The sequence below is a fragment of the Streptodolium elevatio genome, assembly GCF_040649515.1.
Taxonomy (GTDB): Bacteria; Actinomycetota; Actinomycetes; order Streptomycetales; family Streptomycetaceae; genus Yinghuangia; species Yinghuangia elevatio.
The window spans coordinates 1-26129 of the sequence record NZ_JBEZFP010000078.1; the positions used below are offsets into that span (position 1 = coordinate 1).

A 26129-nucleotide genomic window follows, 5' to 3' on the forward strand; every position below is an offset into this window, starting at 1 on the left:
CGCCCGTCGAGTACGAAGCCAACTACTACCAGACAACCGCGAAACCCCACGTCACAGCAACCATCTGAGATCTCCATCAAACCCGGGGCGGTTCAAGGTGCATGCCGATGTCGACGATGACGCGGGTCGCGCGCATCATCTGCGCGTCGAGGTAGCCGAGGCGCTGCTCGGCATCGGTGAGGAAGCCGAGTTCGTCCATGAGGCGTTCGGCGTACAGTGCCCAGCCCTCGGCGTTGGCGCTGACCATGCCGATGGTGGCCTGGTAGCGCGACAGGCTGTCGGCGATGTACGCCCACTGCGCGAGCTGGAGGTGATGGCCCGGAACGCCCTCGTGGTACCAGGTCGACACCAGGTCGTAGACCGGGAAGCTGGTGCGTCCCATGGTCGGCAGCCACGTCTGGCCGGGGCGGGTGAAGTCCTCCGACGGCGGTGTGTAGTACGGCGCGGCCGCGCTGCCGGGCGGGGCGATGCGGGACTCGACCCTGCGTACCGGCTCGGCGAGTTCGAAGTGCGTGCCGTCGAGGCCGTCGATCGCCCGGTCCATCAGGCCTTGCAGCCACGCCTGCACTTCGTCGACGCCTTCGATACGCGTGCCGTGCTCGTCGAGGTGGGCCAGTGCCTCCCAGGGCGTCTCTGCCCCGGGCAGCACCTTCTCGGCCTCCGCGCGCATCTCGCCGAGGAGGCGCCGGTATTCCGACCAGCCGTAGGCGTACGCCTCGTCCAGGTCGAGGTCGGTGCCGTTGAAATAGCGCGACCAGCGGGCGTACCGCTCGCGGCCGACGGTGTTCGGGGCGTCGGCGATGGCCGGCGCGTACACGTCCCGCATCCAGTCGCGCAGCGCCACGACGGCGGCGGTGGCGGCGCGCCCGGCCTCGTCGAGTTCGGTACGCAGGGAGTCCGGGCCCGCGGCGGCGAAGTCCTCGAACCAGCCGCGCCCGTTGCTTTCGTTGTCGTCATGGCCGTTGCCGCTGCCGGCCCACTCGCCGAGTTGGGCGATGCAGGTGGCCGTGGGGCGGGGGCTCGCGTACAACTTCCGCTCAAGGCCGAGCGCGAGCGACTCCTGATAGCCGGCCAACGCGCCCGGTACGGCCCGCAGGCGCTCCGCGACCGCCGCCCAGTCCTCGTCCGTCTGCGTGGGCGTCACGGTGAACACCTCGCGCACGGTGTGCAGCGGCGTACCCAGGTTGCCGACAGTACGTAGGCCCTCGTCGGCATCGTGGACCGCCAGCTCGGCCGTCAGCCGCTCGCGCAGCAGACGCGCGCAGCGCCGCTCGGCGTCGCTGTCGGCGCCAGGCTGCCGCTCGGCCTCGGCGAGCTTGGCCAGCGTGGCCCGCGCCAGCTCCGCGCGCGCCTCCTGGCCCGCTGGGGAGAGATCGGGCAGCTTTCCTGCGCTTTCGGGGACACCGAGCATGGTCCCGGTGACGGGGTCGAGAGCGATGAGCTCGTCGACGTACGCGTCGGCAACCTGACGGGGCGTGGGGAGGCTGTTGTCAGACATTTGCCCATCCTCATACGGCGACCGTGCCCACGTCACGTAGGTTGCGCGCTCGCCGCCGTCCGCCGTCCGCCGCCGCCCCCGGGGTCGGTCGGGCGGCGGCAGGACGCGCACGAGGAGATGCGTACGGCGAGATGTCTATGGGCGAGACGTGCGGGGGCGAGCCGTGGGCGAGCGAGACCTGTGCGGCGAGAGGCGCGCCGCGAGACGTACGCACCCGGCGAGCACGCTTCAGCCGCCGACGCTCTGCCGGGCCGCGTCCGCCATTTCGCGGAGGACGTCGTCCAGCGCCGCGGGCTTGACGCCGAGAACGGCCTCCGTCTCGGACGCGTCCAACACGCAGTCCCGGTCATCCAGGTACTGCATCTCCTCGATCTCGGCCATCACCGAGTCCTGGGCCGCCAGCTGCGCAAGCGCGTCCGCGCCCATGCGCTCCAGCCGAGGTGCGGGCGTGTTCGCCACCTCGGCGAGACGCGCCGTCAGCTCGCGCGCGGAGGCGTCGGACACCGACGGCACGAACCACGCCCGGCCCCAGACCTCGTCGGGCCCTGCCGCCGCGGCGACGAGCGTACGGGCCACATCTCCCGTGTACGTCCAACTGTGCGCCACATCCAGATCGGCCGGGTACAGCGCCTCTTCGCCCGCCAGCAGATACGGCGTGACCATCAGGTTGTACAGCGAGAAGGCGTGCGGGCCGAGGTAGTCGCTGGCGCGGATCTCGGTGACGCGTACGCGCCCCGCCTCGTGCGCGGCGAGCGCTCGGTGCCACATGTCCGCGCGTACGCGGCCTTTGCCGGTCGTCGGAGCCATCGGCTGCTCCGGCCGCAGCGGCCCCTCGAACGGGCCGTAGCCGTAGATGTTGCCGAGCATGACGTAGTCGGTTCCGGCGCGTTCGGCGGCCGTGAGGAGCGCATCCGCGAGCGGCGGGAACTCCTCGCGCCAACGGTCGTACGCGGGTGCCGCGCAGTTGTAGAGCGTCCGGGCACCGCTGAGCAGTTCGGTGAGCCGGTCGGCGTCGGTGACGTCGGCGGCGACGCGTTCGACGAGCGGGTGCTCGGGGCCGCGTCCACTGCGACTGACGATGCGGACGCGTTCCCCGGACTCGGCGAGCAGCTGAGCGGTGGCGACACCGGTGGCGCCAGCTCCGGTGATCACGTGCAGAGGCATGGCGAAATCTCCTGTACGGGATGGCAGCTACGGTGTGGCACATGGTGTGCGCGGATCGGTGGCCTCGGTGGCCACGGAAGATCCGGAGCGACGCCCGGGTTTCCGGATGTGTGTCCACCTTCGCCGCGCGTTGATGCGCGGGGGAGTGGCGGAAATGCCAAGCAACCGGAGGTTCTGGCCATGCACCGGATAGCTGTTGTGGCCGTGCCACCGGTGATCGCGTTCGACCTGTCGATCCCCGGCACGGTCTTCGGCGGGACGATCGTCGACGGCGGGCCTGGCTACGACGTACGCCTGTGCACCGCCGAGCCCGGCATCATCTCCGGCTACATCGGCGCGGACGTCGTCGTACGCGACGGCCTGGACGTCATCGCGGACGCCGACACCGTCATCGTGACGGGCACCGGCGACCGCCACGAGACGGACCCGCGTGTCCTGGCCGCCCTCCGTACGGCCGCCGCCGCGGGCAAACGCATCGCATCCATCTGCACCGGCGCCTTCGTCCTGGCCCAGGCCGGCCTGCTCGACGGCCGCGGCGCGACGACGTACTGGGCAATGTCCGGCGAGTTCGCCCGCCGCTTCCCCGAGGTCGAACTACGGCCGGACGTATTGTTCGTCGACGAGGGGCAGATCCTCACCTCGGCGGGCCTGAGCGCGGGCATCGACCTGTGCCTCCACATGGTCCGCAACGACTACGGCGCCGCCGTCGCAGCGAACACCGCACGCTTGGTGGTCGCCGCCCCCATCCGCGCAGGCGACCAAACGCAGCTCATCGAAACCCCGCTCCCACCCGAGGGCACCACCACCCTCGCCGCAACCCGCACCTGGGCCCTCGAACACCTCCACCGCCCTTTGTCTCTCGCCGACCTCGCCACCCACGCCGGCACGAGCATCCGTACGCTGACCCGCCGCTTCCACGCCGAGACCGGCCTGAGCCCCGCCAAGTGGCTCCTCCACCAACGCCTCGACCGCGCCCGCCAGATCCTCGAAACGACGGACCTGCCGGTCGACCAGGTAGCCCACCAAAGCGGCCTGGGCACCGCCGACTCCCTCCGCCAACACTTGGTCAGGAAAGTCGGCGTAACCCCCACCGCCTACCGAGCCGCCTTCGCCACCCCCGGGGACAGATAAGAAAACCCCGCGTGCGCGGGGAGCAGGCCACGACCCGGTTCAGAGAGGCGACTTCGTCGGGAACATCCCCGCGTGCGCGGAGAGCAGTCTTGCTGTCCTGCGTGTTTGCCTGGGCGCCAGGACCGAGTTTGCCAACTTCGTTGAACGGACCAATTGTGCTTTGAGAGTCAGGCCGGGTCCGCGAGGCGGGCGCCGGGGCCGGGGCGGGGGATGGTGTCGCGCGCGGTCAGTCCCGTGTGGCCGGCCTCGCAGGTGATGTCGAGTTGGATCTCGGCGCCGCAGTCCCGGTGTTCGACGATGACCGGCGGGCCGTCCTCGTCCCCGAGGTGCCGGTCGCCCCACTCCATCAGGGCCAGCAGGATCGGGAACAGCTCGATGCCGCGTTCGGTGAGCCGGTACTCGAAGCGCTCCCTGCTGCCGGCCTCCCGGTACGGGTGGCGCTCCAGCAGTCCGTGCTCGACCAGCGTTGCGAGCCGGGTGGCGAGGAGATTGCGAGCGACGCCGAGCGTGCGCTGGATGTCCTCGAACCTGCGTTGCCCGTAAAACGCTTCGCGCAGGATGAGCAGGGTCCACCGCTCGCCGACGACGGCGAGCGTTCGCGCGGCGGGGCAGTTGTCGCTGGCGTATCGGGAACGTTCGAGCACGGGGCCACTGTAGGCAGGCTGGGTTGACTTATGCAACGCAGCGCGTCTAGGGTAACGGCATCCTGCTGGGTTTAATAATTAAACTCAAGCTGACATCGAGGCCCGGAGGCCGACATGCCGATGCTCGACGCCTACATTCCCAGTAACGCGCTCCCCGCCGACGTCGAACGCGAACTGCTCGCCGAGTTGACCGACATCCTGCTGCGCAACGAGGGCGCGGATCCCACTGATGTCGCGGCACGGTCGATCGCCTGGGTGTTCCTCCACCGTCCCGAGACGGTGTACGTGGCGGGCGCCCCTGCGGACGAACCGCGCTACCGGTTCGTTGCGACCGTCCCGCAAGGGCAGTTCGACGACAGCCGCCGCGCCAAGCTCGTCGCCGAGGTGACCGCCGCCGTGTTGGCAGCCGAGGGTACGACCGACCCCCGAGCCGCCTCGCGCGTCTGGGTGTTCGCCACGGAGATGCCGGACGGCACGTGGGGCGGAGCAGGCCGCATCAACCGCCTTGCCGACATCGCCGGATACGTCCTGGGCGACCCGCAGGCCGGCGCCGAGTACGCCGCGAAGCGCCTCGCGGAATCCCGAGCCTGACTCGATCGGTCTGACGTACGGCCAGTTCCGCGGCGTCGAGGTCCACGGGCGATAGCAGTGGTGTCAGATCCCCGAGACTGCGAAGACCCTGCCTCGGTCAGACCTCCAGGGGCCACGCGATCCAGGTGTGTACGTGCCGAGGTGGCTCGAACCGCGCCCGCGCCCGCGCCGCGCAGCGCGAAGCTCGTGTCCGAGGTGACCGCCGCAGTGTCGGCGGCCAAGGCATACGGCTGATCCCCGAGCCGCCTCGCACGTCTGCGGCCTGGACGTTCTGAAGGTCGCCGTCTTCTCGGCGCGTCCGAGCTGAACTGCCACGGGGAGGAAGGACGTTTGGCGTGCCTCATGTGGGCGGATCGCCGCCGCGGTCCTGGCCGGTAAGCGCGTGGCAGGGGAGCGAGGGCGAAAGAGAGCCGGCGAAACGTCGGCCGTCGAATGCTGGCGCCCGTTTACGGCCCTCCACCGTCGGGGTGTCGGCCGTGCCGCCGCGCCGCATGGTGTCGGAGGGCAGTTGGCCGTAGGCACGCGCGTACATGGTGGTGAAGTAGCGCCTCTCGGGGAAGCCCCACCTGGCGGCGACCTCCGCGACCGACCCGGCGGCCTGCCCGGAGGCAATGGCCCGCAGGTCCGCGTGCGCATTGGCCAGCCGGAGGTCGCGGAGGTATTGCAGCGGTGTTTGGTCCAGTCGGCGGCGGAATTCGTTCTGGAGGGTCCGGACGCTCACCCGGGCAGCGGCGGCCATGTCGGCGACCTGTATCGGGCGGTCGATGTTGTCCTCGCAGAACACCATCGCCCTGCGGAGAACACCCCGCGTGACGGGCCGGACGTCGTTTCCGCCCGCCCGGGCACGGTTGTGCGGCTGCAGCGCGACCAACGCGTGCACCAGCAACTGCTCGTAGTGCCCCACCGCCAGGGGCGAGGCCGCGAGGTAGCCGGAGGCTCCACGCGCGAAACCGTGCGCGAGGCGCAGCCACGCCTGGGTTTCGGGGCGCCGTGTGTCGATCAGTGGCTCGAACGCCAGGGACGTGTCGGTGTCGCCGTCCAGGGAAACGCGGGCGGCGTTGTCCACCACCACGCGTGGCAGGCATATGAGGCGGGTCGTGGTGTCGGCGTCCAGGCGTGAGGACACCACGGGGCCGGGACTGGAGATGCTCGGGCTGAACGGCGTCGCGCTGCCGGCGTAGGTCAGGGCAGCACGGCCACGGTGGCCGATGCAGGCGATGTAACCCTTCAGCCCCTCGTAGCCGTCGAGAACGACGTCGGTGCCGAAGGCGAGGTCGTAGACCGCTATCCGGCCCGAGTGCAGCTCGGCGAACGAGGCCCTCAGGGGACGCGAGTCGTGGAAGACCATGTCGTGGGGGGCGAGTAGTTGGTTCGTGAACGCGTGCAGCGCTGCCGCGTCGTCACCGTGGTAGAGCATCCGTGCCGTCGGCATGCCTGTGGCGTTCTGCTGCTCGTCCATGCCGGATCACACGGCCGCAGCGGCGGGGTGGGCGGCCACCGTGGGCGGTGTGTGCGCGGTGTTCCTTGTCGGGTCCGGGCCGGGCAGCGGAACCGGAACCGGGCACGATGCTTTCGCGAGGGCGTTCGGGGCAGGGCCGTCGGGCTGTTGTCCGCCTCTCGTTCCGGGCGTTTCAAGATCCGCACGCACGTGCCTCGTCCCTCCTCCGTTCGCATCTCCCCGTTGTCGACCGCGTCCCGTGCTATTTGGCGTGCACGGCGGCGCGGTTGAGGCGCCAGCAAAACAGAGATGCCGCGCTGATGTCCAAGATTCATATCATTCTGACATTCATATGCGAATCAATGTCATTGCTGACTGCGAGCCTGGTCCCGCGTCTGTCTTGCCTTGTCGCGGTGCCGAGAAACTGCAGTTCAGGCGTGCCGCGCAACTACGGTCCGACCGACAGCCAATGGACCCGGCACCGTACGCGCCGGCATATGCACCTGGCCGGCCTCGCCGGGCGCGACGGTCCCGGGAGGGACCCGCGGACCCAGGCCGGCTCCCCGTACGTGCCCCCGCGGGTCCCGGAGCCTCCGTCCGCGGCGTACCCACAGTTCTTCGCCTGGCGAGGTAGCGATTGCGCAATGTCCGCTCGTTTCGCGCGGACGGGACGCCGGACCGGGCGGCGAACCCGTCCCTTGCCGTTGGCTGTTCGTCCGGCGTGGTCCCGATGTTGTGACGGCCGGCCCTGGTGCCGGGGTCGCGGCTTCGACGCGTCTGGCGGGCGACGCGTCCAACGTCATGGTCGAGGACGAGAGGAAGTGCAGGTGTCGGTGGAGCCGACCGTACGAGGAACGAGCCGGATTTCGGTGATCACGGCGTTGTATCGCAAGTCGTTGCCCTATCTGCCCGCCGCTGCGCGGTCGTTGGCGACACAGGACACCCCGGTGGACTGGATCGTGTGTTGGGACGGGGACGCCGCTCCGCCGGATGTGTCCGAACTCGTCGAGGACCAATGCCGTCCGCATGTGCCGGATCTCCGGTTGATCGCGGCGGGACGGGCCGCAGGTCCGTCGACGGCTCGTACGGTGGCGCTCTCCCACGTGCGCACGCAATGGACGGCGGTGCTGGACGCCGACGACGAATGGTTGCCGGGCGGGTTGGACCGGCTCCTCGCGTCGGCGGAGGCCACCGGCACGGCATGGTGCGCGGGGCTCACCGACGACCTCCCCGGCGACGGCGTCGAGATCGCCTTCCCGCACTATCTGGTCGTAGGGCCTCAAGAGCGCGGCGTGGTGTACGACACGTACCTGCGGCTGGGGTTCCTGCCCTTCCACGGGTGCGCGGTGCTGTGGCGGACGTCGGTGCTGTGGGATGTCGGCGGTTGGCCGGCCCTGCCGACGAGCGAGGACACCGCACTGGTGTTGGCCGCGAGCGAACGGCATCCCGGGCACTACCTCGGCGGAGATCCGGTCTACCGGTACCGCCGGCACACGGAGCAGACCGTGAAAGGCCCCGAGTACGCCCCTCGGCGCCGGATCGCGGGCGCGTACCACCGTGCCAGGGTCGAGGCCATCCGCGCCACGGGCGGGGCTACCGTCGGGTGAGGCTGTCGAGCGCGAACAAGGTCGGTTGTCGGTCGGTGACGGCCGCGACGTTTTGCCGGGCTATCCGTTCGTTGGTCTCCAGGCGGGCGAGAACCGCTTGAGCGGCTCTTCTTGGTCCCGCTCGATCACGGCGTCCAAGAGGGCGGCGTGGTGACGAAGCAGGCGTCTCACCGCCTCACCGCCTTCCATCTCCACGTAGCAGTGCGGCGCTCGGCGTCCTTCGTCTCAGCCGCGCGCTTCTCCGAACTCACCCGACAAGCAACCCAGTACGTACGCGAGCACAGCAGGGTCAGGTGACAGTGACGGTCGCCCTGATGGTCCGAACGGTGCGGCGAGAGGGAGCGCCACGGACCGGCCATGGAGTGCTGGGCTGTCAACGGCCGGTACTCCCGGGCTGCTTTGTATGCGCTCGATGATCTGCGTTGCCTCTCCATCCAGGCCAAGGCTGTTTGCCCGCTTGAACCCCTCATTCGGCGGGCGCCGCCTGAACACCCGGCATTGGCGACGCGACGACTTCGGCTGACCTCGCCGATGACAGGACATGGATGTTCAAGCTGATCGGGCGCCGCCGAGGACTGCCCCGTGAGTACCGCGACTTCCCGGACACCCCGATCGAAGTGTCCGGGCAGTCTGTCCAGCGAATATGCCGACAGTACGGGTTGAACCTGGCCGACACGATGACCGTGATCGATGCCTACCGCACGCTCGAGGCCGACTATGCCCCCTTCAACACATGGCTTGCCGCCTCAATCCTGCGCGACCTGCGTGAAGCAGTGAGACGCGATCCCCATGTGCACATCGTGTTCCTCGGGCGCGACGGCCATGCGTTGGCTGCCGGATGCCGTGGGCTGGATCCCGACTTCGTCGCACGACACACCGTTGAGGCCCGTCTGTCCCGTCCCGTGATGAAAGCCCTGCTGCGGCAGCACGAGCGACGCGAGGCACGCGCGGCCGGCCGCCCCGCGCCGCGTACACCTGCGCCGCAGCGGGAGGAGGGGACCAGCAGGACGAGTTTCGTCCGATCCGAAGTCGCCCGCAGGTTCCGTGAGCACGGGCAACTACGCAACGTCCGCACGTACTTGCAGCGCCTCGGCTTGCCCGTGGACAACCCTGACGCGCGGGTGATCGTGGTCGACAACGGCTTGCTCGGGAGCATGTCCGAAGCAATGCACACGGCCTTTGGCTGGGACGTCCAATCGCATCTGGCCCTCGCCCTGGTCACGCCGGAGCACCCCAGGCCCACGCGGATCAAAGGACATCTCGTGCATGTTCCCCCGGAACAACCGATCGGCAAGGCGATCCTCCCCTACGTTCCGGACGACCCGAAGCTGACCCTCTTGAGCAATCAGGCGATCACCATCTGGGAGGCCATCACGCAAGGGCCGCGTGAAAGCGTGGCGCGCGTGTCCGGTCGGGGGCCGATCGACGAACGTTTTCGCGTGTCCGCCCCGAATTTCCGTCTCACACCTCCACGTTGGAAAAACCCAGAGGCTGTACGCGCCGTTCGCACGGCCGCGCTGCTACTGGGCTACCGCCATGCGGTCGGATACCGCGGTCGGGACCTCGACGCCGTGCTCGCCGAACTGAACAAGGTGCGCGAGCGGTTTCCCCAGGAGATACGTCGCGTGGTCGCAGGGGACCCGACTGTGAACCGCTCGTTCGCCGATCTGTCCTGGGCAGGCTCGTGGCGGTGGCAATTCGGGAGCGAGACCCAGCACAAAGCCGCAAAACGCGCGAGATCCAGGGCACTGGGCGTCGTCCCCCCGCAGCGACAGCCTCACGGTCTCGACCGTGCGCCTGCGCGAGCGCCACTGCCGGGCATCGAGGCCCACGACAGCATCGGAGCCGTGACCGGAGACACATGCGCGTGGTGCCTGCCCGGGCCCGAACCGGCATTTGCTCCCCGCCTCGGAGGGCGGGGCGGTCCAGCGCCCTTGCGCCTGGTGACGCCCACTTCAGGACGCGACATGCCCTCCACACACGTCGATTCCGCCTACGATGCCGTGCTGGGCGTGCTGAGCCGGTCCTTGAGCCCCATACAGGGCTCCACGGCCAATCCGGTCCCAGACCACTCCGTCATTCCCGTGGTGAAAACCGGCGCCTACCCGGACGTCCACATCGCCCTCCCCAGCGGGCGACACCTCGCCAAAAGCCTCGAACGGGCACTGTAAATCGTCCTCCGACAGGGCGCCTTGATTCGAACAGCCCGGCACCGCGCAAACGACGGCAGCGGCCCGTGGATGACGGCGCCACGGAGGTCGACGTCGGCGCCGGGGGCGAGCGCGGGCTGTGTGCGGTTCCTACGCCGTGTGAGCTTGGGGGAGCCAGTCGTGCGTGCTGCGTTCGCGGCCAAGGCCGACGGAATCAAATAGGTCGGACGCGCCCTCGTCTCGTTGTACGCCCAAGCGCGCTAGCGCCCCGTTGATCGGCCAATCGCCCCGAGGGCCGTCGAACTTGTCGTCAACCACCGGCCCCCAGTGCCGTCTACCGCCGGACCACACGACAGCCGACTGGTATCCGTCACCTCCGAAGAAGTCGGCCTCCACGTACGCAATCGGACGCTCGCTCGACCACCCCGCCAGCAGGGATTCCAGCGCTGGGTGCATCGTCCGATAGAAGGGGTTCTCCGCCGAGATTCGTCCTCGGAACTTCTCCGGCAGAACGTCGATCATCTCCGTGAACAAGGCGTCCGGCATTGGCAGCAGGGCAATGCCCTGGCGGAGCACGGCGATGGCAGCGCCTTCCAAGCTGGCGGTTTTCTCATGTAGCAAGCCTGCTTCGGCTATTACAGCGGTGATCTCGTACACGATCCCCCTTGGGCAAGCAGCACGACCAACGACGACGTCCTCATCTATCAGAACCCCCGAGTGCGCGGGGAGCAGGCTTGTTGACCTGTGGGCTTGTCGTGGGGTTGGGGCTGTATTTGCCAGCTTCGCGAAAAGGACACTTCGGGCTCAGGGTGAACCTTGCGGGTGTGGCGGGCGCGTACGAATGCTGTTCGTCGGGCGACCTCGTGGCGAGTGCGATCGAACGTCGCCGCTTGCTCACTGTCGTGCAAGTGGTGAAGTTCATCGGTGGGGTGCCAAGGACCCTTGGTGCTCAGGAGAGTTACTCGCTGGCTTGCGTCGGCACCGTGAAGTGCCCCTTCGTCAGGTCCTTGCTGTCCTGCACGCCGACTGCGTCGTGAAGCAATCGGGCCGTCTCGACGCAATTGTCGTCGGTGGGAGCGGAGTACGACGACTTGGACCAAGCAGCGTCGGGCATGACCGTTGTGGTGCTCGTCTTCACGGGGACTCCAAGACCTCTCGGATCAGCTCTTCGGACAGCCGTTGCGACAGCGCTGCGGACTGGAGCCCATCGTATGCATCACGAAACGTCGCGATCTTGTGATGGTCAGTGCTGATGCGAGATGCGTCAGCGGCCACCAGGTAGCAGACCTCGCTGGCGTCCTCAAAGGAGCGGAGTGTGAACGTCCCGTGCATGCATGCATAGAAGCCCTCGCTGGAGGCGATCACACCGAGGGACACGTTCGGCAACCGCGCCACTGCCGACGACAAGTGAGTTGCTCGGCGGCCAGACCGTCGTCTTTGGGAACGCCCCTGATGGCGGCTTCGTCCACGACGAAGCCCAGTGACACCTCATGGTCCTTGCGGAAGATCTCCCCCCGCTTCATCCGCTGTTGGACCTTGTGCTCCACCTGCGCGGAGGTCAGCGCAGCTTCGCGAACTGCTCCCGTGACAGCCCGGCCGCCTCGCGGCGGAACCGGATCTCTGCGGCGAGGTGCGCCAGGAGGGCAACGCTTTCCTCCGGCGACGAGTACTGCTTGCGCGCTGCCACCGAAACCTCCCCATGGTCCACACGTCGTGATCGCGTCGGCTACGCGGGCACGGCGCGTTGCTTTCGACGATTCAGATGCGCCGCGGAACACCATGTCCAACGTATCCGGTGGCTGGTTGCCTGGTTACCGGAAATCACTCATCCGAGGAGGTGTGCACCGTGTCCGACGAACAGCGCGCCCACGTCCGCGCGTTGGCAGCACCCGTCGCTGACACGAGTCGAGGTCGGAATCCAGCCAGTGGCACTGCCCCGGTTGTCCAGCCCGGTTCGTACGCTCCCGCCGCTGCGGCGCAAGGCCCCTGCGGCACGCCGTACGCGCGGGGCGATCACAAGCGTGCCGCGCCCGAACTGCCCGCGTCCGCCGAAACGACGTACCGCTTCGCCTACGAACCGACGCCCGAGTGTGTACGACACGCCCGCCGCGAAGTCGATGCAGTCTGCGACGAGCACGGCATCGACTCGTTCGGCCCGGTGCTCGTCGCGTCCGAACTGGTCACCAACGCCCTACCGTTCGCCGAACGATTCGGCGTGTCGGTCATCTTGACCATGTACGTCAACCCCTCCGTGTTGCTGGTCGAAGTCGCCGATCCCGCAACCGCGGACGTGCCGGCCTTGGACGAGGTACGACGGCCGAGCGACGCGGCCACCAACGGCCGCGGCCTGCTTCTGGCGAAGGAGGTCTCGGACGGTCTCGAAGTCGTCGTCAGCGGCCACTCCAAGGCAATCTGCGCGCGCTTCGAGCGGGACAGCACCACGTGATCGGCACGGGCATGTGTGCGAGCGGGTTAGGCGCAACGCGGACGTCAGCGAGCGGCGGAACCGATGGCCGCAAGGCGCGCCCGAGCCGGTAGGCCATCGTCCAGCGCGCGAACTGGTTGCTCAGCGCCGCAGTTCGGACAGGTCCTCCTCACTGAGCCGGAGATCCCCCGCCGCGACGTTCTCCTCCAAGTGGTGGATCAACCCTGTGCCCGGAATCGCCAAGGCCGTCGACGACATCGCCAGCAGCGACGCGATCATGACCTGCGCCGCCGTCGCGCCCAGGCGGGCCGCGACCGCGCCGACCCGTTCGGCGTCGATCGGACTGCCGCCGATTCCTCCGCCGAGCGGGAAGTACGGCACGTACGCGATGCCCGCGTCCTCCGTCTCCGCCAGCAGCTTCAGGTCATCGCTGTGCCGGTTCTGCACCGCCGCGACCGGTGCAATCGCCCGCGCCTCCGCCAGTTGGACGGCGTCCACGTTGCTGACGCCCAGGTGCCGGATCAGCCCCTCCGCGCGGAGACCGGCCAGCACCGCGAACCGCTCGGCGATCGCCTCGCCACCCGCCCCGGTGACTCCGCCGACCCGCAGATAGACCAGGTCGAGCCGCTCCAGCCCCAGAGCGCGCAGATCCGTTTCGGCCAGGCCGCGCAGCTGATCGGCCGTCGCCTGCCCGCTCGGTACGCCGTCCGGTCCGGGCAACGGCCCCACCTTCGTCGCGATCACCAGATCATCGCGGTACGGCGTCAACGCCTTGCGGATCAGCTCGTTCGCCCACACCCCGCCCCTGCCGTAGAAGGCCGCCGTGTCGATGTGGTTCACGCCGAGTTCCACCGCCCGCCGCAGCACGGCGATGCCGGTCTGAGCATCGCGTACAGGACCGGTACGCGTGCCCGCCGCCAGGCGCATCGCACCGAAGCCGAGCCGGTTGATCTCCAGATCTCCACCGAGGGAGAAGGTCTTGATCGTCATGAGGCCCATGCTGCCCGCCGATACGACGCCCGCGGCCTTCGTGGCAGCTTGCTGCCAAACTGGGGGAATGCGGATGCGGAACGAAGAGGTCTTTTCCGTGCGGGGGGACGCTGAGCTGATCGCGCGCGCAGGCCATCTCTTCGAGTCCGTACGCACCGAGTTCCTGTGCGCTGCCCGGGACCTCAGGACCTGGTCGCACCCGGGAGCCAGAGCCGCCGTACGAAATCGCATGCGCGCAGCAGCCCCCACGGCCTTCGCTCCTCAAAAGCTGCTCAGCCCGATGGCCCTCACCGACGAAGGGGCCCGCGCGCACCTGCGCCTGGTACGCGGTCAGGGCGCCCTCGTACGGATCAGCCGCTCGCCGCTGCCGCACGAGACCATCCTCATCGACCGACGCGTCATGATCCTCGCCGGCCCGGAAGGCCCTGGCGGCCGCGAATACACCGTGACGACGTCGCAGGTCCTGGTCGACGGCGTTCGCTCGCTGTTCCAGGCGCTCTGGGACGCCTCCGACGACCTCGAGACCTACCTGCGTGGCGACTTCCCACACCTCGACGCCGACGGCCGCACAATCCTCAAGGCGCTCGGCTCAGGCCAGACCGACGAAGCGGCGGCGAAGGGGCTCGGCGTCTCGGTACGTACGTACCGACGCCGCGTGGCCGAGTTGATGGCCGAACTGGAGGCCGACTCCCGCTTCCAAGCCGGGTTGCGTGCAGGCGAGTTGGGGCTGTCCCGGTAGGGCTGCCCCAGTAGAGCCGCCCAAGTTGAGCCGCCCCAGTACAGCCGCCCCCCGATAGAGCTGTCCCGGTAAGTCCGGCAAGTCCGTCTCGACCGACCCTCGATCACCGGACGTCCGCCCTACGCGGCGCGCGGCGCGTCCGATGGATCACGTCGGCCGCGGCGTCGGAGCGCTGTGCCACGATCGGGCGTCGTCCCCGGAAAGCCCCCGACGAGAGACGGCAATGTCGACCGATATCTACGGTGTCCGCGTGCTGGATGTCGACCCGAAGGAACTCCGCGTCCGTTTCAAGGTGTTCGCGGTCTACTACGACACCGGAAGCCAGATGTGCCCGCCGGTGCCGGACGACCCCGGGTTCTTCTTCTTCGTGCTGTGGGAGGCCGCACGCTGGCACGCGTCCGCCTCCTCGGACCAACCCGGCCCGCTGGCAAGGATGTTGGACGTCGACACCATGCTCGACTTCGGGTGGGTCGAGGACAACGCCCGCCGGTTCGTCTCGCGCATCGAACGGGTCGCCACCCGCAACCACCCGCCCACGCCCGAGCAGTGGGAACAGCTGCACGACTTCTACTACGAGCGCGACGGCGGCTGGAAAGACGAAGACCTGCTGGTGCAGTTCGACTTCGACGTGTGGGTGACGGACGAGCGGTGCATCGAAACGCTCGCGCCGGGCGACGCATGGGGCACGACGATCTTCCCGATGAACGCCGACACATGGACCGCGGAGGACGCCTCGCACATCCCCGACCTCGCAGAGCCGGTCCGCCGCATCAGCCCGTTCGCGGGGAAGAAGGTCGATGCGAAGGGCCACCAAGTACGGAGCTTGGACTTCTCCGACGACGGCAAGTACCTGGCTGCGACCAGTTGGGGCGGCCTGGTGTGGATCTACGACACCACCGACTGGTCCGAGGTCGCCCACACCAGTGCCGGGGACTGGATCGTGCCGATGCCGATGTGGGTGCCGGGCGAGCACGTGCTGACGATCAAGTCGTACAGCAAGCTGACCGATTCGCGCCCCGAAGCGCAGTGGAGCCTCGACGTCCGCACCCGGCAAGAGACCACGGCGGCCTATCAGTTGGGACATCTGCGGTCGCACGACGGCATCCACCGGGTCACCCCGAACGGCGGCGGGGAAGGCGGCTACGACCTGCACGCGACCGACGAACTGCCGCAGCGGACCATCTCGCACGCGGGCAAGTGGGATCCGATCCAGTGCAAGGCCTTCTCGGCGGACGGTTCACGGCTGTTCCTCGGTACGCAGCAGAACCTTTACGTGGTCGACCCCGTGACTGCCCAGGTGGTCGACAAGGTCATGGACGCCTCCGAGCGGTTGTTCGAGCTCGCGGCGAGCCCGGACGGGGCGTATCTGGCTGCCGCCTCGTTCAGCCGCAGGCTCGCCTACCGGCGGTCGTTCGGCGACACACGCCCGCACGAACTGTGCATCTGGCGGATGGCCGACCGCCGGATCATCCTGGGCCGACAGATGGAGACGTACGTCGGCGCCCTCGCCTGGTCGCCAAACGGACGCCGACTGGTCGCCGCCCTGCAACCGTGCGACGACGACTTCGCCAACGGTGAGACCCAACTGGCCGTCTTCGCGATGGGACCGGAGAACCCGCCCTTCGCATCGGGGGAGTAGCGAGCACCTGGCGCGGCAGCGACAGCGGCAGCGACCAAGGCCGCGGCAGCGACCAAGGCCGGGCAGCGACCGAGGCCGGGGCCGAGGCCGCGGGCACCAGGCACCGGAGTGCCGTGGACACATTCGTGCAACCCCGGGGTTGCGCTAACCGCCCGGCACGTGCAACCTGGAGGTAGCAGGTCTATCGGCGTCACTAGCGCAAGGAGAGCTGTCATGGCTGCACAGGTTGTGGACACGATCGAGCGGGACGTACTGATCGCGGCTCCGCCGCGGCGGGTCTGGGACGTCATCACGCAGACCCGGCACATGGGCACCTGGTTCGGGATGCCGGAGCCGACCTCGGCGGACTTCCGGCCCGGCGGATGGGTCGTCTTCGACCACGAGGAGTTCGGGGAGATCCCGGTGCTCATCGAGGAGATCGAGGCGCCGCGGCGGTTCTCGTACTGGTGGGCGCTCGTCGGCGCCGGCAAGGGGACGCGGCCGACGGACGGGAACCGGACGCTGGTGACGTTCACCCTCACGGAGGAAGGGGACGGAACCCGGCTGCGGGTGGTGGAGAGCGGGATCACCGCGGTACGGGCCGACGACGCCGAGCTCGAAGCCCGGTTCAAGGACAACACCGAGGGCTGGACGATCGTCACCGAGGACCTGCGCAAGCGCGTCGAAGAAGTGCTTTCGGCCGCCGGGTGAGGGCCCTCCCAGGCGGCACCGGGCGGTGCTGGATGATGCTCGGGGCATCGGTGGGCGCCGAGGGGAGGTGGCGGGATGGGTGCGGACAGGCGGGTCGAGGACGCGCGGCTCAAGGGCCCGAGGGTCGAGGAAGCGCAGGTCGAGGAAGCGCGAGTCGAGGACGTGTTCACGGGCCTCGCGGACCCCACGCGGCGGCGCATCCTGGAGTTGCTGGCCCAGAAGGGGGTCGGCACGGCCACTTCCCTCGCCACCGAGCTGCCGGTGACCCGGCAGGCGGTGGTGAAGCATCTCGCGGTGCTGGATCGTGCCGGACTGGTCAAGGCGGAAGCCGTCGGGCGCGAGGTGCGGTACCGGGTCGAGCCCGAGCCGCTGGCCGCCGCCGCGCGGTGGATGAGCCTGCGGGCGGCGGAGTGGGACCGACGGCTCTCGGTGATCAAGGAGATTGCGGAGGCGCCCGAGGAGGGCCCGGACGTACGGTGACCTCATGACTGCGCGGATCACGCTGGTGCAAGGTGACATCACCGATGAGTCGGTCGACGCGATCGTGAACGCGGCGAATTCGTCGCTGCTGGGCGGCGGCGGGGTCGACGGGGCGATTCACCGCAAGGGCGGCCCGGAGATCCTGGACGCCTGCCGGGACCTACGGGCCGCGAAGTACGGCCGCGGCCTGCCCACCGGCCAGGCCGTGGCGACTCCGGCCGGCCGGCTGGACGCCCGGTGGGTCATCCACACGGTCGGCCCGGTGTGGTCGAGCAGTGCGGACCGGTCCGAGCTCCTGATCTCCTGCTACCGCGAATCGCTGCGCGTGGCTGACGAGTTGGGCGCGCGTACGGTCGCCTTCCCGGCCGTCTCGGCGGGGATCTACGGCTGGCCGATGGACGATGCCGCGCGGATCGCGATCGGGACGGTACGGGCGGCCGACACGCAGGTCGAGGAAGCGCGCTTCGTGCTCTTCGGTGCGGAGGCGTTCGGCGTCTTCGAGGCGGAGCTCGCGAAGTCGGATGAGGGCTGAAGCCGACCACCCGCTCTCGGGCGCCTAATTACGGGCAGCCATAGGGCACTTCGCCGTTACGCACACGTCGCAGGTCGGCGTGTACTTGAGCGGCCGACTACCGCGGAGCTGTGGAGGCGCGTCGTCTGACCCCGCGGTCGGCCCGCGGTATTCGAGCAGCATCAGCGCCGAGTCGTCCAGTACGCGGTGCCCGGCGTACTTCTGCGCATCACGCCGCAGTTCGGCCAGTGACGCGTCCAGGCTCTCTTCGCGCAACAGCCCGGTGCGCGCGACCAGCGGGTAGAACTGCCCGTCGGAGTCGCGGGCTTCGGCGAGGCCATCCGTATAGAAGAGGACACGATCACCGCGAGCGAGCCGGGTCCGGTGTACGCCCGGACCTCCGCCGCCGAGCCACTCCAGCCCCAACGGCAGCCCAGGATCGCGGGGTTCGGCCAGCACCTCCTCCCCGGACGCGCGGACGATCACCGGGTCGGGGTGGCCGAAGTTCAGCAGCGTGAGCCGGCCGTCGTCATCCAGTTCGGCGACCACCGCGGTGACGAACTGCTCGTCCTTCGGGCGCCGTTGCAGGGCGCAGGCGATCTTGGCGGTGACGCCGCGCAGTTCGGAGGCGTCCGGCGCGCTCTCGCGGAAGGCGGACAGCGCGGCCGAGGCGGTCCGCACCGCGTCGAGCCCCTTGCCCTGCACGTCGCCCACGATGACGCGGAGCCCGCCGGCGACCGGCACCGCCTCGTAGAAGTCCCCGCCGATCTCGGCGTCGTCCGCCGCGGAGACGTACGAGACGGCGATCTCCGCGGGCCCGGTGTCCTCGGGCGGCGGCGAAAGGATCACGCTCTGCGCCACCGCGGCCACTTGGCGTACGTCCGCGAGGCGACGCTCCTGGCGGATCCGGACGCGTGCCGCCGCGGCGGACGCGAAGGTCACGGCCACGACGGCGGCCAGGGCGACCACGGTCCGCTGGGTGCCGACCGACGACGTGATGTACGCCGACAGGCCGGTCAGCGCCACCGAGAGGGTCCCGATCGCGTACACATGCCGTACCGACCCGCGGGCCGCGGCGAACGCGGGCCCGACCGCGAACAGCGCGAGCAGCCCCACGTGGGGGCCGAGCGCGGCGTCGGTCAGCGAGATGGCCAATACAAGGGCGACGTTCTGCCATTCAGCGCGCGTAAGGCACATCCAGCGGGGGGCACACATGGTTCTCCTACGTAGGGCAGGTAGGCCTGAACACACCTGACGGGGGCCCGGAGCCCGCCAAGGGCGCTCCGGCCGTTCCCAGGACGTTCTGCCTCAAAGTTACGCACCGGGGTCGCCCGTCGGCAGGGCCGCTGGGCCTGTCTGGAGGCACGGGAGCGAAGGACCTTGGTCCCGTCCCGTCCGGCCCGGGACCGTCGTACGCTGGCACGCCCCGCCCGAAGCCGCCGCCCCACACCCCGGGGGGCCGATTGTGCGGGCCCAAACAACCTGCTTCGCTGGCCCCATGAACGAGTTCATCGCGGGGCTCCCCAAGTGCGAGCTGCACCTGCACATCGAAGGCACTCTCGAACCCGAGCTGAAGTTCGCGCTGGCCGAGCGCAACGGCATGGAACTGCCGTACGCGAACGTCGACGAGATGCGCGCCGCCTACCGGTTCGACAGCCTGTCGTCGTTCCTCACCATCTACTACGAGGGCATGAACGTCCTGCTCCACGAGCCGGACTTCTACGACCTCGCGATGGCCTACCTCACCAAGGCCGCGGGCCAGAACGTGCGGTACGTGGAGATGTTCTTCGACCCCCAGGCGCACACCTCGCGCGGCGTGCCGTTCGACGTCGTCGTACGCGGGCTAAGCCGGGCGATCGACGATGCCCACACCCGCCTCGGCATCCGCGCCCAGCTCATCATGTGTTTCCTGCGCGACTTCCAGGCCGAGTACGCGATGGCCACGCTCGTCCAGTCCCTCCCGTACCGCGAGTGGATCGCCGGGGTCGGCCTCGACTCCGACGAAAAGGGCAACCCGCCGAGCAAGTTCGCCGCGGTGTACGCCCGCGCCCGAGCCGAGGGCTACCGCCTGACCATGCACTGCGACGTCGACCAGGAGAACTCCGCCGAGCACATCCGCCAGGCGCTGTTCGACATCGGGGTCGACCGCATCGACCACGGCGTGAACTCGCTCGAAGACCCGGTCCTCGTCGAGGAGATCCTGCGCCGTGGCATCGGCCTCACGGTCTGTCCGATCTCGAACGGCTTCGTCGTCGACGGCATCAAGGGCGAGGCGATCCGCGAAATGCTCGACAAGGGCATGCGCGTCACCCTCAACTCCGACGACCCCGCCTACTTCGACGGCTACGTCCAGGAGAACATCGAGGTCACTCAACGCGAACTCGACCTGACGCGGGGCGAGTTGATGCAGCTCCAACGCAACGCTTTCGAAATCACCTGGCTGCCGCGGCAGTTGAAGGACGCGTATCTCGCGGAACTGGAGGCGTACGCGCTCAGCTGACCGGCGCCGCACGGCAGGCCGGAGCCATCTGGCCGACCGCGCCCTACGGCAGCCCGGAGCCGACCGGCGCCACGCGCCGACCCGCGCCGCACGCGAGGACCCCCGGACGGTTGACGGCCGGGGGTCTTCCTCTATCCCCACTACTACGCATTGCGTGGTACTCTGCGATGCAGACGATTCGGGGAGCCCATGGACACAAGCCAGTTGCTCAAAGGTGTGCTCGATCTCGCGGTCCTCGCGGTGCTCCGCGACGAGGACGGCTACGGCTACGACGTCGTACGCCGCCTGCGCAGCGCCGGACTCGACGACGTGGGTGACGCGTCGGTGTACGGCACGCTCCGCCGCCTCTTCAACGCGGGCCTGCTCACCTCGTACGCCGTGGCCAGCGACTCCGGCCCGCACCGCAAGTACTACGCACTCAACGACCTCGGCCGCGAGCGGCTGCGCGAATCCACCAAGACCTGGCGGCAGTTCGCCGGCACCATGTCCCACCTGACGGGAGAGACGCTGTGAGCGCCAACGGCACCACCACCCTGCTGCACGAACTCGGCGCCGACTACCGCGACGCCGTGTACGCCGCCCTCGCGGACCTGCCCGGCGAGGAGTTGGCCGACGCGCTCGAGGAGGTCGAGACCAACCTCGTCGAGGTCGTCGGCGAACTCACGGCCGCGGGAGGCGAGATCAGCATGGCCGCGCTCCGTGCCCGGCTGGGCACCCCGCGCGAGTACGCCGACGAGTTCCGCGTCGCGGCCGGCTACCCGCCCGCGGTGGGCAGCCCGGGGGCCATGCAGGTGGCGCCGAACCAGTTGGCGGTTGCCGCGCTGTTCGTGTCCGCGGCGTTCGCACTGGCCTCGGGCGTCACCGTCATGGCCGACGCGGATTCGTGGGTCTGGGGTCCGTTGACCGCCGCCGCCGTGCTCTTCGCCGCCCTCCCGGGCCAATGGCTGAGGGCACAGGCCCCGTCGCTCGACGCGGTGCCGCTCTGGCGCTTCTCCCTCGTCCGCACGCCGAGCGCGGGTCGGGCCGCGGGCGAGACCGCCTCGCCGGGCGGCGCGCTGCCTCGCCCATCCCGCGAACTGCGGGCCGACCTGGCCGAAATTGCACGCCTGTGGGGGATCTTCGTGGCCGTCGGCCTCGGTGTCGGGGCGCACAAGGCCGGCGCCGCGCCGGCCGCCGGGGTGGTGATCGCCCTGATCGCCCTGCTCCCGTGCATCCGGCTCGGCCGCGTGCTCAGGCGCACGGTCGGGCGCGACCGCCGTCTGCTGTGGCTCGCCGTCCCGTTGACGACCTTCACCGTCGGCCTGGGCATCGGGCTGGTCTTCGACGAGGCCCGCGGCCGTACCGACTACTACGCCGGTGCCGTCGTGCACGACGGGCGCGTGTCCGTGGTGCAGCCGGGTTCGTCGGGACCCGTGTGGCCCGCCGGAGCCTCGGCGACGGCCGTCCACAACCACCTCACCTAAGCCACCTCGCCCGACATCACCAGACCCACGTACGCCCTCGGCCCGCTGCCGAATCGCCCGCATCAAGCACCACGCGATGCGTGCGTCGCGCAGCCGACCGGGGGCGTACGCGCGTCCCCGCACGGCGGGGCGACGGGCTGCGGAACTCCCGCCGAGCCCGCCCCGATCACCCTCCCGACCAGCACCGGAGCGCACTCCGGGAGAACTGAGGGTCCCCTAACACGGTGCCGTTTTTCGATCAAATTTGATGATCTGCAAAATCGCCTGATATAGGGCGCGTTCAAGATCGCCATCCAGCGCGTTGCTTCGCCGTCGCATCCCTAGCGCAGCGTGTCCGAATCTGTGCGGTACGTCGAATCAAGCCCGTGAGCAATCGTTTCTGATCGATCATCAGGTGTTGAAGATCACATCATGATCGAACTGCACCCGTGTCGCAGATCACATCGGAAGAGGCGTAGGATCGGCGCCGTTCCGGGTGCTTGTGAACCTGGTCACATGCTCACAAGCGGGTGGTTGTGACCGGGCCAGATGGACGGAAGGGAGCAGTGCGGCCATGAACCTGTACGCGCCGATCCTCGTGCTCGGCGGCATCGCGGCGGCGTTCGGCATCGTCTCCCTCGTCGCCGGCGCGCTGACCGGGCCCAAGCGGTACAACCGGGCCAAGTTGGAGGCGTACGAGTGCGGTATCGAGCCGACACCGCAGCCCATCGGCGGCGGGCGCTTCCCGGTGAAGTACTACCTGACGGCGATGCTCTTCATCATCTTCGACATCGAGATCGTCTTCCTCTACCCGTGGGCGGTGTACTTCGACGCCCTGGGCATCTTCGGTCTCATCGAGATGGCGCTCTTCATCCTCACCGTGTTCGTCGCCTACGCCTACCTGTGGCGTCGCGGCGGCCTCGAGTGGGACTGACCCGTACCGCCGTAGGCAACTGACGCAGGGATCCAGGTGTTCCAGGTGATCCAGGAGAGGCCATCCGATGGGTATTGAGGAGAAGCTGCCCAGCGGCTTCCTGCTCAGCACGGTCGAAGATCTCGCCGGCTACTTCCGCAAGAGTTCGTTCTGGCCCGCCACCTTCGGTCTCGCGTGCTGCGCGATCGAGATGATGGCGACCGGCGCCGGACGCTACGACCTCGCGCGGTTCGGCATGGAGGTCTTCCGCGCGTCCCCGCGCCAGGCCGACCTGATGATCGTCGCGGGCCGGGTGAGCCAGAAGATGGCCCCGGTGCTCCGCCAGATCTACGACCAGATGGCCGCGCCGAAGTGGGTGCTGTCGATGGGCGTGTGCGCGTCCTCCGGCGGCATGTTCAACAACTACGCGATCGTCCAGGGCGTCGACCACATCGTGCCGGTCGACATCTACCTGCCCGGCTGCCCGCCGCGCCCCGAGATGCTGATGGACGCGATCCTCAAGCTCCACGAGCAGGTGCAGCACATGCCCCTCGGCGTGAACCGCGAGCAGGCCGCGCGCGCCGCCGAGCAGGCCGCGCTGACGGCGGTGCCCACGATCGAGATGAAGGGGCTGCTGCGGTGAGCGACGCGTCCAACGCCGGCAACTCCGGCAACAAGAGCACCGGCAACAACAGCACCGGCAACAACAGCGCCGGCAACAACAACTCGGGCAACGGCAACTCTGGGAACAACGCCGGGAACAACGCAGGCAACGGCAACGCCGACACCGGCAACAACGCGGGCAACGGCGTTCCGGTTCCCCGCGGATCGGCCGCCGAGGTGCTGGAAGTCCGGCACGGCATGTTCGGCCCGAAGGGCACGGGCGACACGTCGGGCTACGGCAAGCTGGTCCGCACCATCGCCCTCCCCGCCGCCGCGACCCGCCCGTACGGCGGTCCGCACGGCGGCGGCGAAGGGGAGTTCGACGTCGTCGCCGACGAACTGACCGGCGCGCTGGCCGAGGCGGGCGTCGAGTTCGACGACGTCGTCGAGCGCGTCGTCGTCGACCGCGGCGAACTGACCCTGCACGTACGCCGCGAGGGCCTCGTCAAGGTGGCGCTGACGCTGCGCGACGACCCGGCCCTGCGGTACGAACTGTGCAGCGGCGTGAGCGGCGCGCACTACCCGACCGACGAGGGCCGCGAGCTGCACGCCGTCTACCACCTGCGCTCGATCACCCACAATCGCCAGGTGCGCCTGGAGGTCGCCGCCCCCGACGCGGACCCGCACGTCCCGTCGCTCGTGAAGGTGTACCCGACGCTCGACTGGCACGAGCGCGAGACGTACGACTTCTTCGGCATCGTCTTCGACGGGCACCCGGCGCTCACCCGCATCCTCATGCCGGACGACTGGCCCGGCCACCCGCAGCGGAAGGACTACCCGCTCGGCGGTGTGCCCGTCGAGTACAAGGGCGCCCAGATCCCGCCGCCCGACCAGCGGAGGTCGTACACCTGATGGCCGAGAACACGCAGACGCAGCAGCAGGCCGCGGAGGCCAAGGCCCGGGAGACCACCGAGGGCCGGGTCTACACGGTCACCGGCTCCGACTGGGACGAGGTCGTCCAGGCCGCCGCCGACGCCGACGAGCGCATCGTCGTCAACATGGGCCCGCAGCACCCGTCCACGCACGGCGTGCTGCGGCTGATCCTGGAGATCGACGGCGAGACCGTCACCGAGGCCCGCTGCGGCATCGGTTACCTGCACACCGGCATCGAGAAGAACCTCGAATACCGGACCTGGACCCAGGGCGTCACGTTCGTGACGCGCATGGACTACCTGACGCCGCTGTACAACGAGGCGGCCTACTGCCTCGGTGTCGAGAAGCTGCTCGGCATCACCGACCAGATCCCGGACCGCGCCAACGTCATCCGCGTGCTCCTCATGGAGCTCAACCGCATCTCGTCGCACATGGTCTGCCTCGCGACCGGCGGCATGGAGATCGGCGCGCTGACCGTGATGACGTTCGGGTTCCGCGACCGCGAGCTGATCCTCGACGTGTTCGAGATGATCACCGGCCTGCGCATGAACCACGCGTACATCAGGCCCGGCGGCCTCGCGCAGGACCTGCCGCCCGGCGCGGTCGACAAGATCCGCGAGCTGGTCGACGTACTCCCGGGCCGCATCCACGAGTACGAGCTGCTGCTCAACGACAACCACATCTTCAAGGGCCGCACCGAGGGCATCGGCTACCTCGACCTCACCGGCTGCATGGCCCTCGGCGTCACCGGGCCGTGCCTGCGCTCCGCGGGCCTGCCCCACGACCTGCGCAAGACGCAGCCGTACTTCGGCTACCAGAACTACGAGTTCGAGGTCCCGACCGAGAACACCTGCGACGCGTACGGCCGTTACCTGGTCCGCATCGCGGAGATGAAGGAATCGCTCAAGATCGTCGAACAGTGCCTGGAACGGCTCAAGCCGGGCCCGGTCATGGTCGAGGACAAGAAGATCGCGTGGCCCGCGCAGCTCGCCCTCGGTCCGGACGGCCTGGGCAACTCGCTCGACCACATCCGCACCATCATGGGCACCTCGATGGAGTCCCTCATCCACCACTTCAAGCTGGTGACCGAGGGCTTCCGGGTGCCGGCCGGCCAGGTGTACGCGGCCATCGAGTCCCCCAAGGGCGAACTCGGCGTGCACATGGTCAGCGACGGCGGCACCCGCCCCTACCGCGTCCACTACCGCGACCCCTCGTTCACGAACCTCCAGGCCATGGCCGCCATGTGCGAAGGCGGCCAGGTCGCGGACGTGATCGTCGCCGTCGCGAGCCTCGACCCCGTCATGGGAGGTGTCGACCGATGACCGACCTGGGCATGCCCCGCCTGCCCGCGCCGGGCTATCCCGCCGACGTACGCGCCCGGCTGGAGACCGACGCGCGGGAGATCATCGGCCGCTACCCGCAGTCGCGTTCGGCCCTGCTCCCGCTGCTCCACCTCGTGCAGGCGGAGGAGGGGTACGTCAGCCACTCCGGCATCGAGTTCTGCGCCGAGATGCTGGACCTCACCACCGCCGACGTCACCGGCGTCGCGACCTTCTACACGATGTACCGCCGCGAGAACGGCGGCGACTTCCAGGTCGGCGTCTGCACGAACACCCTGTGCGCGGTCATGGGCGGCGACGAGATCTTCGCGACGCTCAAGGACCACCTCGGTGTCGGCAACAAGGGCACCACGCCGGACGGTTCGGTGACCCTGGAGCACATCGAGTGCAACGCCGCGTGCGACTACGCGCCGGTGATGATGGTCAACTGGGAGTTCTTCGACAACGTCACCCCCGCGTCCGCCAAGGACCTGGTCGACGAACTGCGCGCCGGCAAGCAGGTCACCCCGACCCGCGGCGCCCCGCTGTGCACCTTCCGCGAGACCTCCCGCATCCTCGCCGGGTTCCCCGACCCGCGCACCGACGCCGTCGACCAGGGCGGCGCGGGCGGCGTGCCCAGCCTTGTCGGGCTGCGCATCGCCAAGGGCCAGGACCCCGAAGGACCCGCCACCACGACGACCACCGGGAAGGGGGCGTGACCG

Annotated in this window: 26 protein-coding genes and 2 pseudogenes; 18 read left to right on the forward strand and 10 right to left on the reverse strand. The window is 69.1% G+C overall.

All coding sequences use genetic code 11. The features are described 5' to 3' along the window. Window positions 1-91: 91 nt before the first annotated feature. A pseudogene (locus AB0C36_RS26420) lies at window positions 92-1498 on the reverse strand (DUF885 domain-containing protein); the annotation flags it as partial. Between the two features lie 228 nt (window positions 1499-1726). Next, on the reverse strand, window positions 1727-2662 hold the full coding sequence (locus AB0C36_RS26425) for an NAD-dependent epimerase/dehydratase family protein (RefSeq protein WP_358358317.1): 936 nt from the start codon (window positions 2660-2662) through the stop codon (window positions 1727-1729). A 180-nt stretch (window positions 2663-2842) separates the two neighbouring features. Between AB0C36_RS26425 and AB0C36_RS26430 the strand changes: the two genes are divergently transcribed. Next, a complete protein-coding gene (locus AB0C36_RS26430; RefSeq protein WP_358358319.1) occupies window positions 2843-3793 on the forward strand; it encodes a GlxA family transcriptional regulator in 951 nt (316 codons plus the stop codon). 167 nt (window positions 3794-3960) lie between these two features. Here the strand turns inward: AB0C36_RS26430 and AB0C36_RS26435 are convergent, their stop codons facing one another. After that, window positions 3961-4437, reverse strand: coding sequence for a winged helix-turn-helix transcriptional regulator (locus tag AB0C36_RS26435; RefSeq protein WP_358358321.1), 477 nt, complete (start codon window positions 4435-4437; stop codon window positions 3961-3963). 114 nt (window positions 4438-4551) lie between these two features. Here AB0C36_RS26435 and AB0C36_RS26440 point away from each other — a divergent pair, with 114 nt between their 5' ends. Further along, complete coding sequence (locus AB0C36_RS26440) at window positions 4552-5028, forward strand: tautomerase family protein (RefSeq protein WP_358358324.1); 477 nt, start codon at window positions 4552-4554, stop codon at window positions 5026-5028. A 340-nt stretch (window positions 5029-5368) separates the two neighbouring features. Here AB0C36_RS26440 and AB0C36_RS26445 read toward each other — a convergent pair whose 3' ends face one another. Beyond that, window positions 5369-6487, reverse strand: a complete 1119-nt coding sequence (locus tag AB0C36_RS26445; protein WP_358358326.1) for an AraC family transcriptional regulator — start codon at window positions 6485-6487, stop codon at window positions 5369-5371. A 623-nt stretch (window positions 6488-7110) separates the two neighbouring features. Between AB0C36_RS26445 and AB0C36_RS26450 the strand changes: the two genes are divergently transcribed. Together AB0C36_RS26450 and AB0C36_RS26455 are read left to right on the forward strand one after the other, a co-directional pair. Beyond that, window positions 7111-8073: a glycosyltransferase family 2 protein gene (locus AB0C36_RS26450; protein WP_358358328.1), complete on the forward strand. Its 963-nt coding sequence runs from the start codon at window positions 7111-7113 to the stop codon at window positions 8071-8073. A gap of 545 nt (window positions 8074-8618) precedes the next feature. Continuing rightward, on the forward strand, window positions 8619-10244 hold the full coding sequence (locus tag AB0C36_RS26455) for a hypothetical protein (RefSeq protein ID WP_358358331.1): 1626 nt from the start codon (window positions 8619-8621) through the stop codon (window positions 10242-10244). A 129-nt stretch (window positions 10245-10373) separates the two neighbouring features. Here AB0C36_RS26455 and AB0C36_RS26460 read toward each other — a convergent pair whose 3' ends face one another. The 4 genes and pseudogenes from AB0C36_RS26460 to AB0C36_RS26480 all read right to left on the reverse strand — a co-directional run bounded on the left by AB0C36_RS26460 (window position 10374) and on the right by AB0C36_RS26480 (window position 11910). Then, a complete protein-coding gene (locus AB0C36_RS26460) occupies window positions 10374-10880 on the reverse strand; it encodes a hypothetical protein (protein ID WP_358358334.1) in 507 nt (168 codons plus the stop codon). Between the two features lie 301 nt (window positions 10881-11181). After that, window positions 11182-11337: a DUF397 domain-containing protein gene (locus AB0C36_RS26465; RefSeq protein WP_358358339.1), complete on the reverse strand. Its 156-nt coding sequence runs from the start codon at window positions 11335-11337 to the stop codon at window positions 11182-11184. A 20-nt stretch (window positions 11338-11357) separates the two neighbouring features. Further along, window positions 11358-11770, reverse strand: a pseudogene (locus tag AB0C36_RS43375) (DUF5753 domain-containing protein). 11 nt (window positions 11771-11781) lie between these two features. Then, a complete protein-coding gene (locus AB0C36_RS26480) occupies window positions 11782-11910 on the reverse strand; it encodes a hypothetical protein (protein WP_358358347.1) in 129 nt (42 codons plus the stop codon). Window positions 11911-12069: 159 nt separating this feature from the next. Between AB0C36_RS26480 and AB0C36_RS26485 the strand changes: the two genes are divergently transcribed. Then, the gene (locus AB0C36_RS26485) at window positions 12070-12669 is read left to right on the forward strand and encodes an ATP-binding protein (RefSeq protein WP_358358349.1); all 600 of its coding nucleotides are present in this window, start codon (window positions 12070-12072) and stop codon (window positions 12667-12669) included. A 120-nt stretch (window positions 12670-12789) separates the two neighbouring features. Here AB0C36_RS26485 and AB0C36_RS26490 read toward each other — a convergent pair whose 3' ends face one another. Then, on the reverse strand, window positions 12790-13638 hold the full coding sequence (locus AB0C36_RS26490) for an aldo/keto reductase (RefSeq protein ID WP_358358352.1): 849 nt from the start codon (window positions 13636-13638) through the stop codon (window positions 12790-12792). A 73-nt stretch (window positions 13639-13711) separates the two neighbouring features. Between AB0C36_RS26490 and AB0C36_RS26495 the strand changes: the two genes are divergently transcribed. From AB0C36_RS26495 to AB0C36_RS26515, 5 genes are all read left to right on the forward strand, one after another. Beyond that, window positions 13712-14377 (forward strand): DNA-binding response regulator, encoded by a 666-nt coding sequence (locus AB0C36_RS26495; protein ID WP_358358428.1) that lies wholly within the window; start codon window positions 13712-13714, stop codon window positions 14375-14377. Window positions 14378-14627: 250 nt separating this feature from the next. Further along, entirely contained in the window at window positions 14628-16016 is a 1389-nt protein-coding gene (locus AB0C36_RS26500) for a WD40 repeat domain-containing protein (RefSeq protein WP_358358355.1), read from the forward strand. Window positions 16017-16229: 213 nt separating this feature from the next. Next, on the forward strand, window positions 16230-16706 hold the full coding sequence (locus AB0C36_RS26505; RefSeq protein ID WP_358358358.1) for an SRPBCC domain-containing protein: 477 nt from the start codon (window positions 16230-16232) through the stop codon (window positions 16704-16706). 75 nt (window positions 16707-16781) lie between these two features. Continuing rightward, window positions 16782-17186: an ArsR/SmtB family transcription factor gene (locus AB0C36_RS26510; RefSeq protein WP_358358360.1), complete on the forward strand. Its 405-nt coding sequence runs from the start codon at window positions 16782-16784 to the stop codon at window positions 17184-17186. A 4-nt stretch (window positions 17187-17190) separates the two neighbouring features. Further along, window positions 17191-17718 carry an O-acetyl-ADP-ribose deacetylase gene (locus AB0C36_RS26515; RefSeq protein WP_358358363.1) on the forward strand — a complete coding sequence of 176 codons (528 nt, stop codon included), beginning with the start codon at window positions 17191-17193 and terminating at the stop codon, window positions 17716-17718. A gap of 24 nt (window positions 17719-17742) precedes the next feature. Here the strand turns inward: AB0C36_RS26515 and AB0C36_RS26520 are convergent, their stop codons facing one another. Then, the gene (locus AB0C36_RS26520; protein WP_358358366.1) at window positions 17743-18912 is read right to left on the reverse strand and encodes a PP2C family protein-serine/threonine phosphatase; all 1170 of its coding nucleotides are present in this window, start codon (window positions 18910-18912) and stop codon (window positions 17743-17745) included. Window positions 18913-19195: 283 nt separating this feature from the next. Between AB0C36_RS26520 and AB0C36_RS26525 the strand changes: the two genes are divergently transcribed. From AB0C36_RS26525 to nuoE, 8 genes are all read left to right on the forward strand, one after another. Further along, on the forward strand, window positions 19196-20197 hold the full coding sequence (locus tag AB0C36_RS26525; RefSeq protein WP_358358369.1) for an adenosine deaminase: 1002 nt from the start codon (window positions 19196-19198) through the stop codon (window positions 20195-20197). 189 nt (window positions 20198-20386) lie between these two features. Next, complete coding sequence (locus AB0C36_RS26530) at window positions 20387-20710, forward strand: PadR family transcriptional regulator (RefSeq protein WP_358358373.1); 324 nt, start codon at window positions 20387-20389, stop codon at window positions 20708-20710. Continuing rightward, entirely contained in the window at window positions 20707-21660 is a 954-nt protein-coding gene (locus AB0C36_RS26535) for an HAAS signaling domain-containing protein (RefSeq protein WP_358358376.1), read from the forward strand. The genes AB0C36_RS26530 and AB0C36_RS26535 overlap by 4 nt, the downstream gene beginning before the upstream one ends. A gap of 553 nt (window positions 21661-22213) precedes the next feature. Next, entirely contained in the window at window positions 22214-22573 is a 360-nt protein-coding gene (locus AB0C36_RS26540) for an NADH-quinone oxidoreductase subunit A (RefSeq protein ID WP_358358379.1), read from the forward strand. A gap of 67 nt (window positions 22574-22640) precedes the next feature. Then, the gene (locus tag AB0C36_RS26545) at window positions 22641-23195 is read left to right on the forward strand and encodes a NuoB/complex I 20 kDa subunit family protein (RefSeq protein WP_358358382.1); all 555 of its coding nucleotides are present in this window, start codon (window positions 22641-22643) and stop codon (window positions 23193-23195) included. Further along, window positions 23192-24067, forward strand: a complete 876-nt coding sequence (locus AB0C36_RS26550; RefSeq protein ID WP_358358385.1) for an NADH-quinone oxidoreductase subunit C — start codon at window positions 23192-23194, stop codon at window positions 24065-24067. Before AB0C36_RS26545 ends, AB0C36_RS26550 begins: the two co-directional genes overlap by 4 nt. Beyond that, complete coding sequence (gene nuoD, locus AB0C36_RS26555; protein ID WP_358358387.1) at window positions 24067-25410, forward strand: NADH dehydrogenase (quinone) subunit D; 1344 nt, start codon at window positions 24067-24069, stop codon at window positions 25408-25410. The genes AB0C36_RS26550 and nuoD overlap by 1 nt, the downstream gene beginning before the upstream one ends. Continuing rightward, window positions 25407-26126: an NADH-quinone oxidoreductase subunit NuoE gene (gene nuoE, locus AB0C36_RS26560; protein ID WP_358358391.1), complete on the forward strand. Its 720-nt coding sequence runs from the start codon at window positions 25407-25409 to the stop codon at window positions 26124-26126. The genes nuoD and nuoE overlap by 4 nt, the downstream gene beginning before the upstream one ends. Window positions 26127-26129 lie beyond the last annotated feature (3 nt).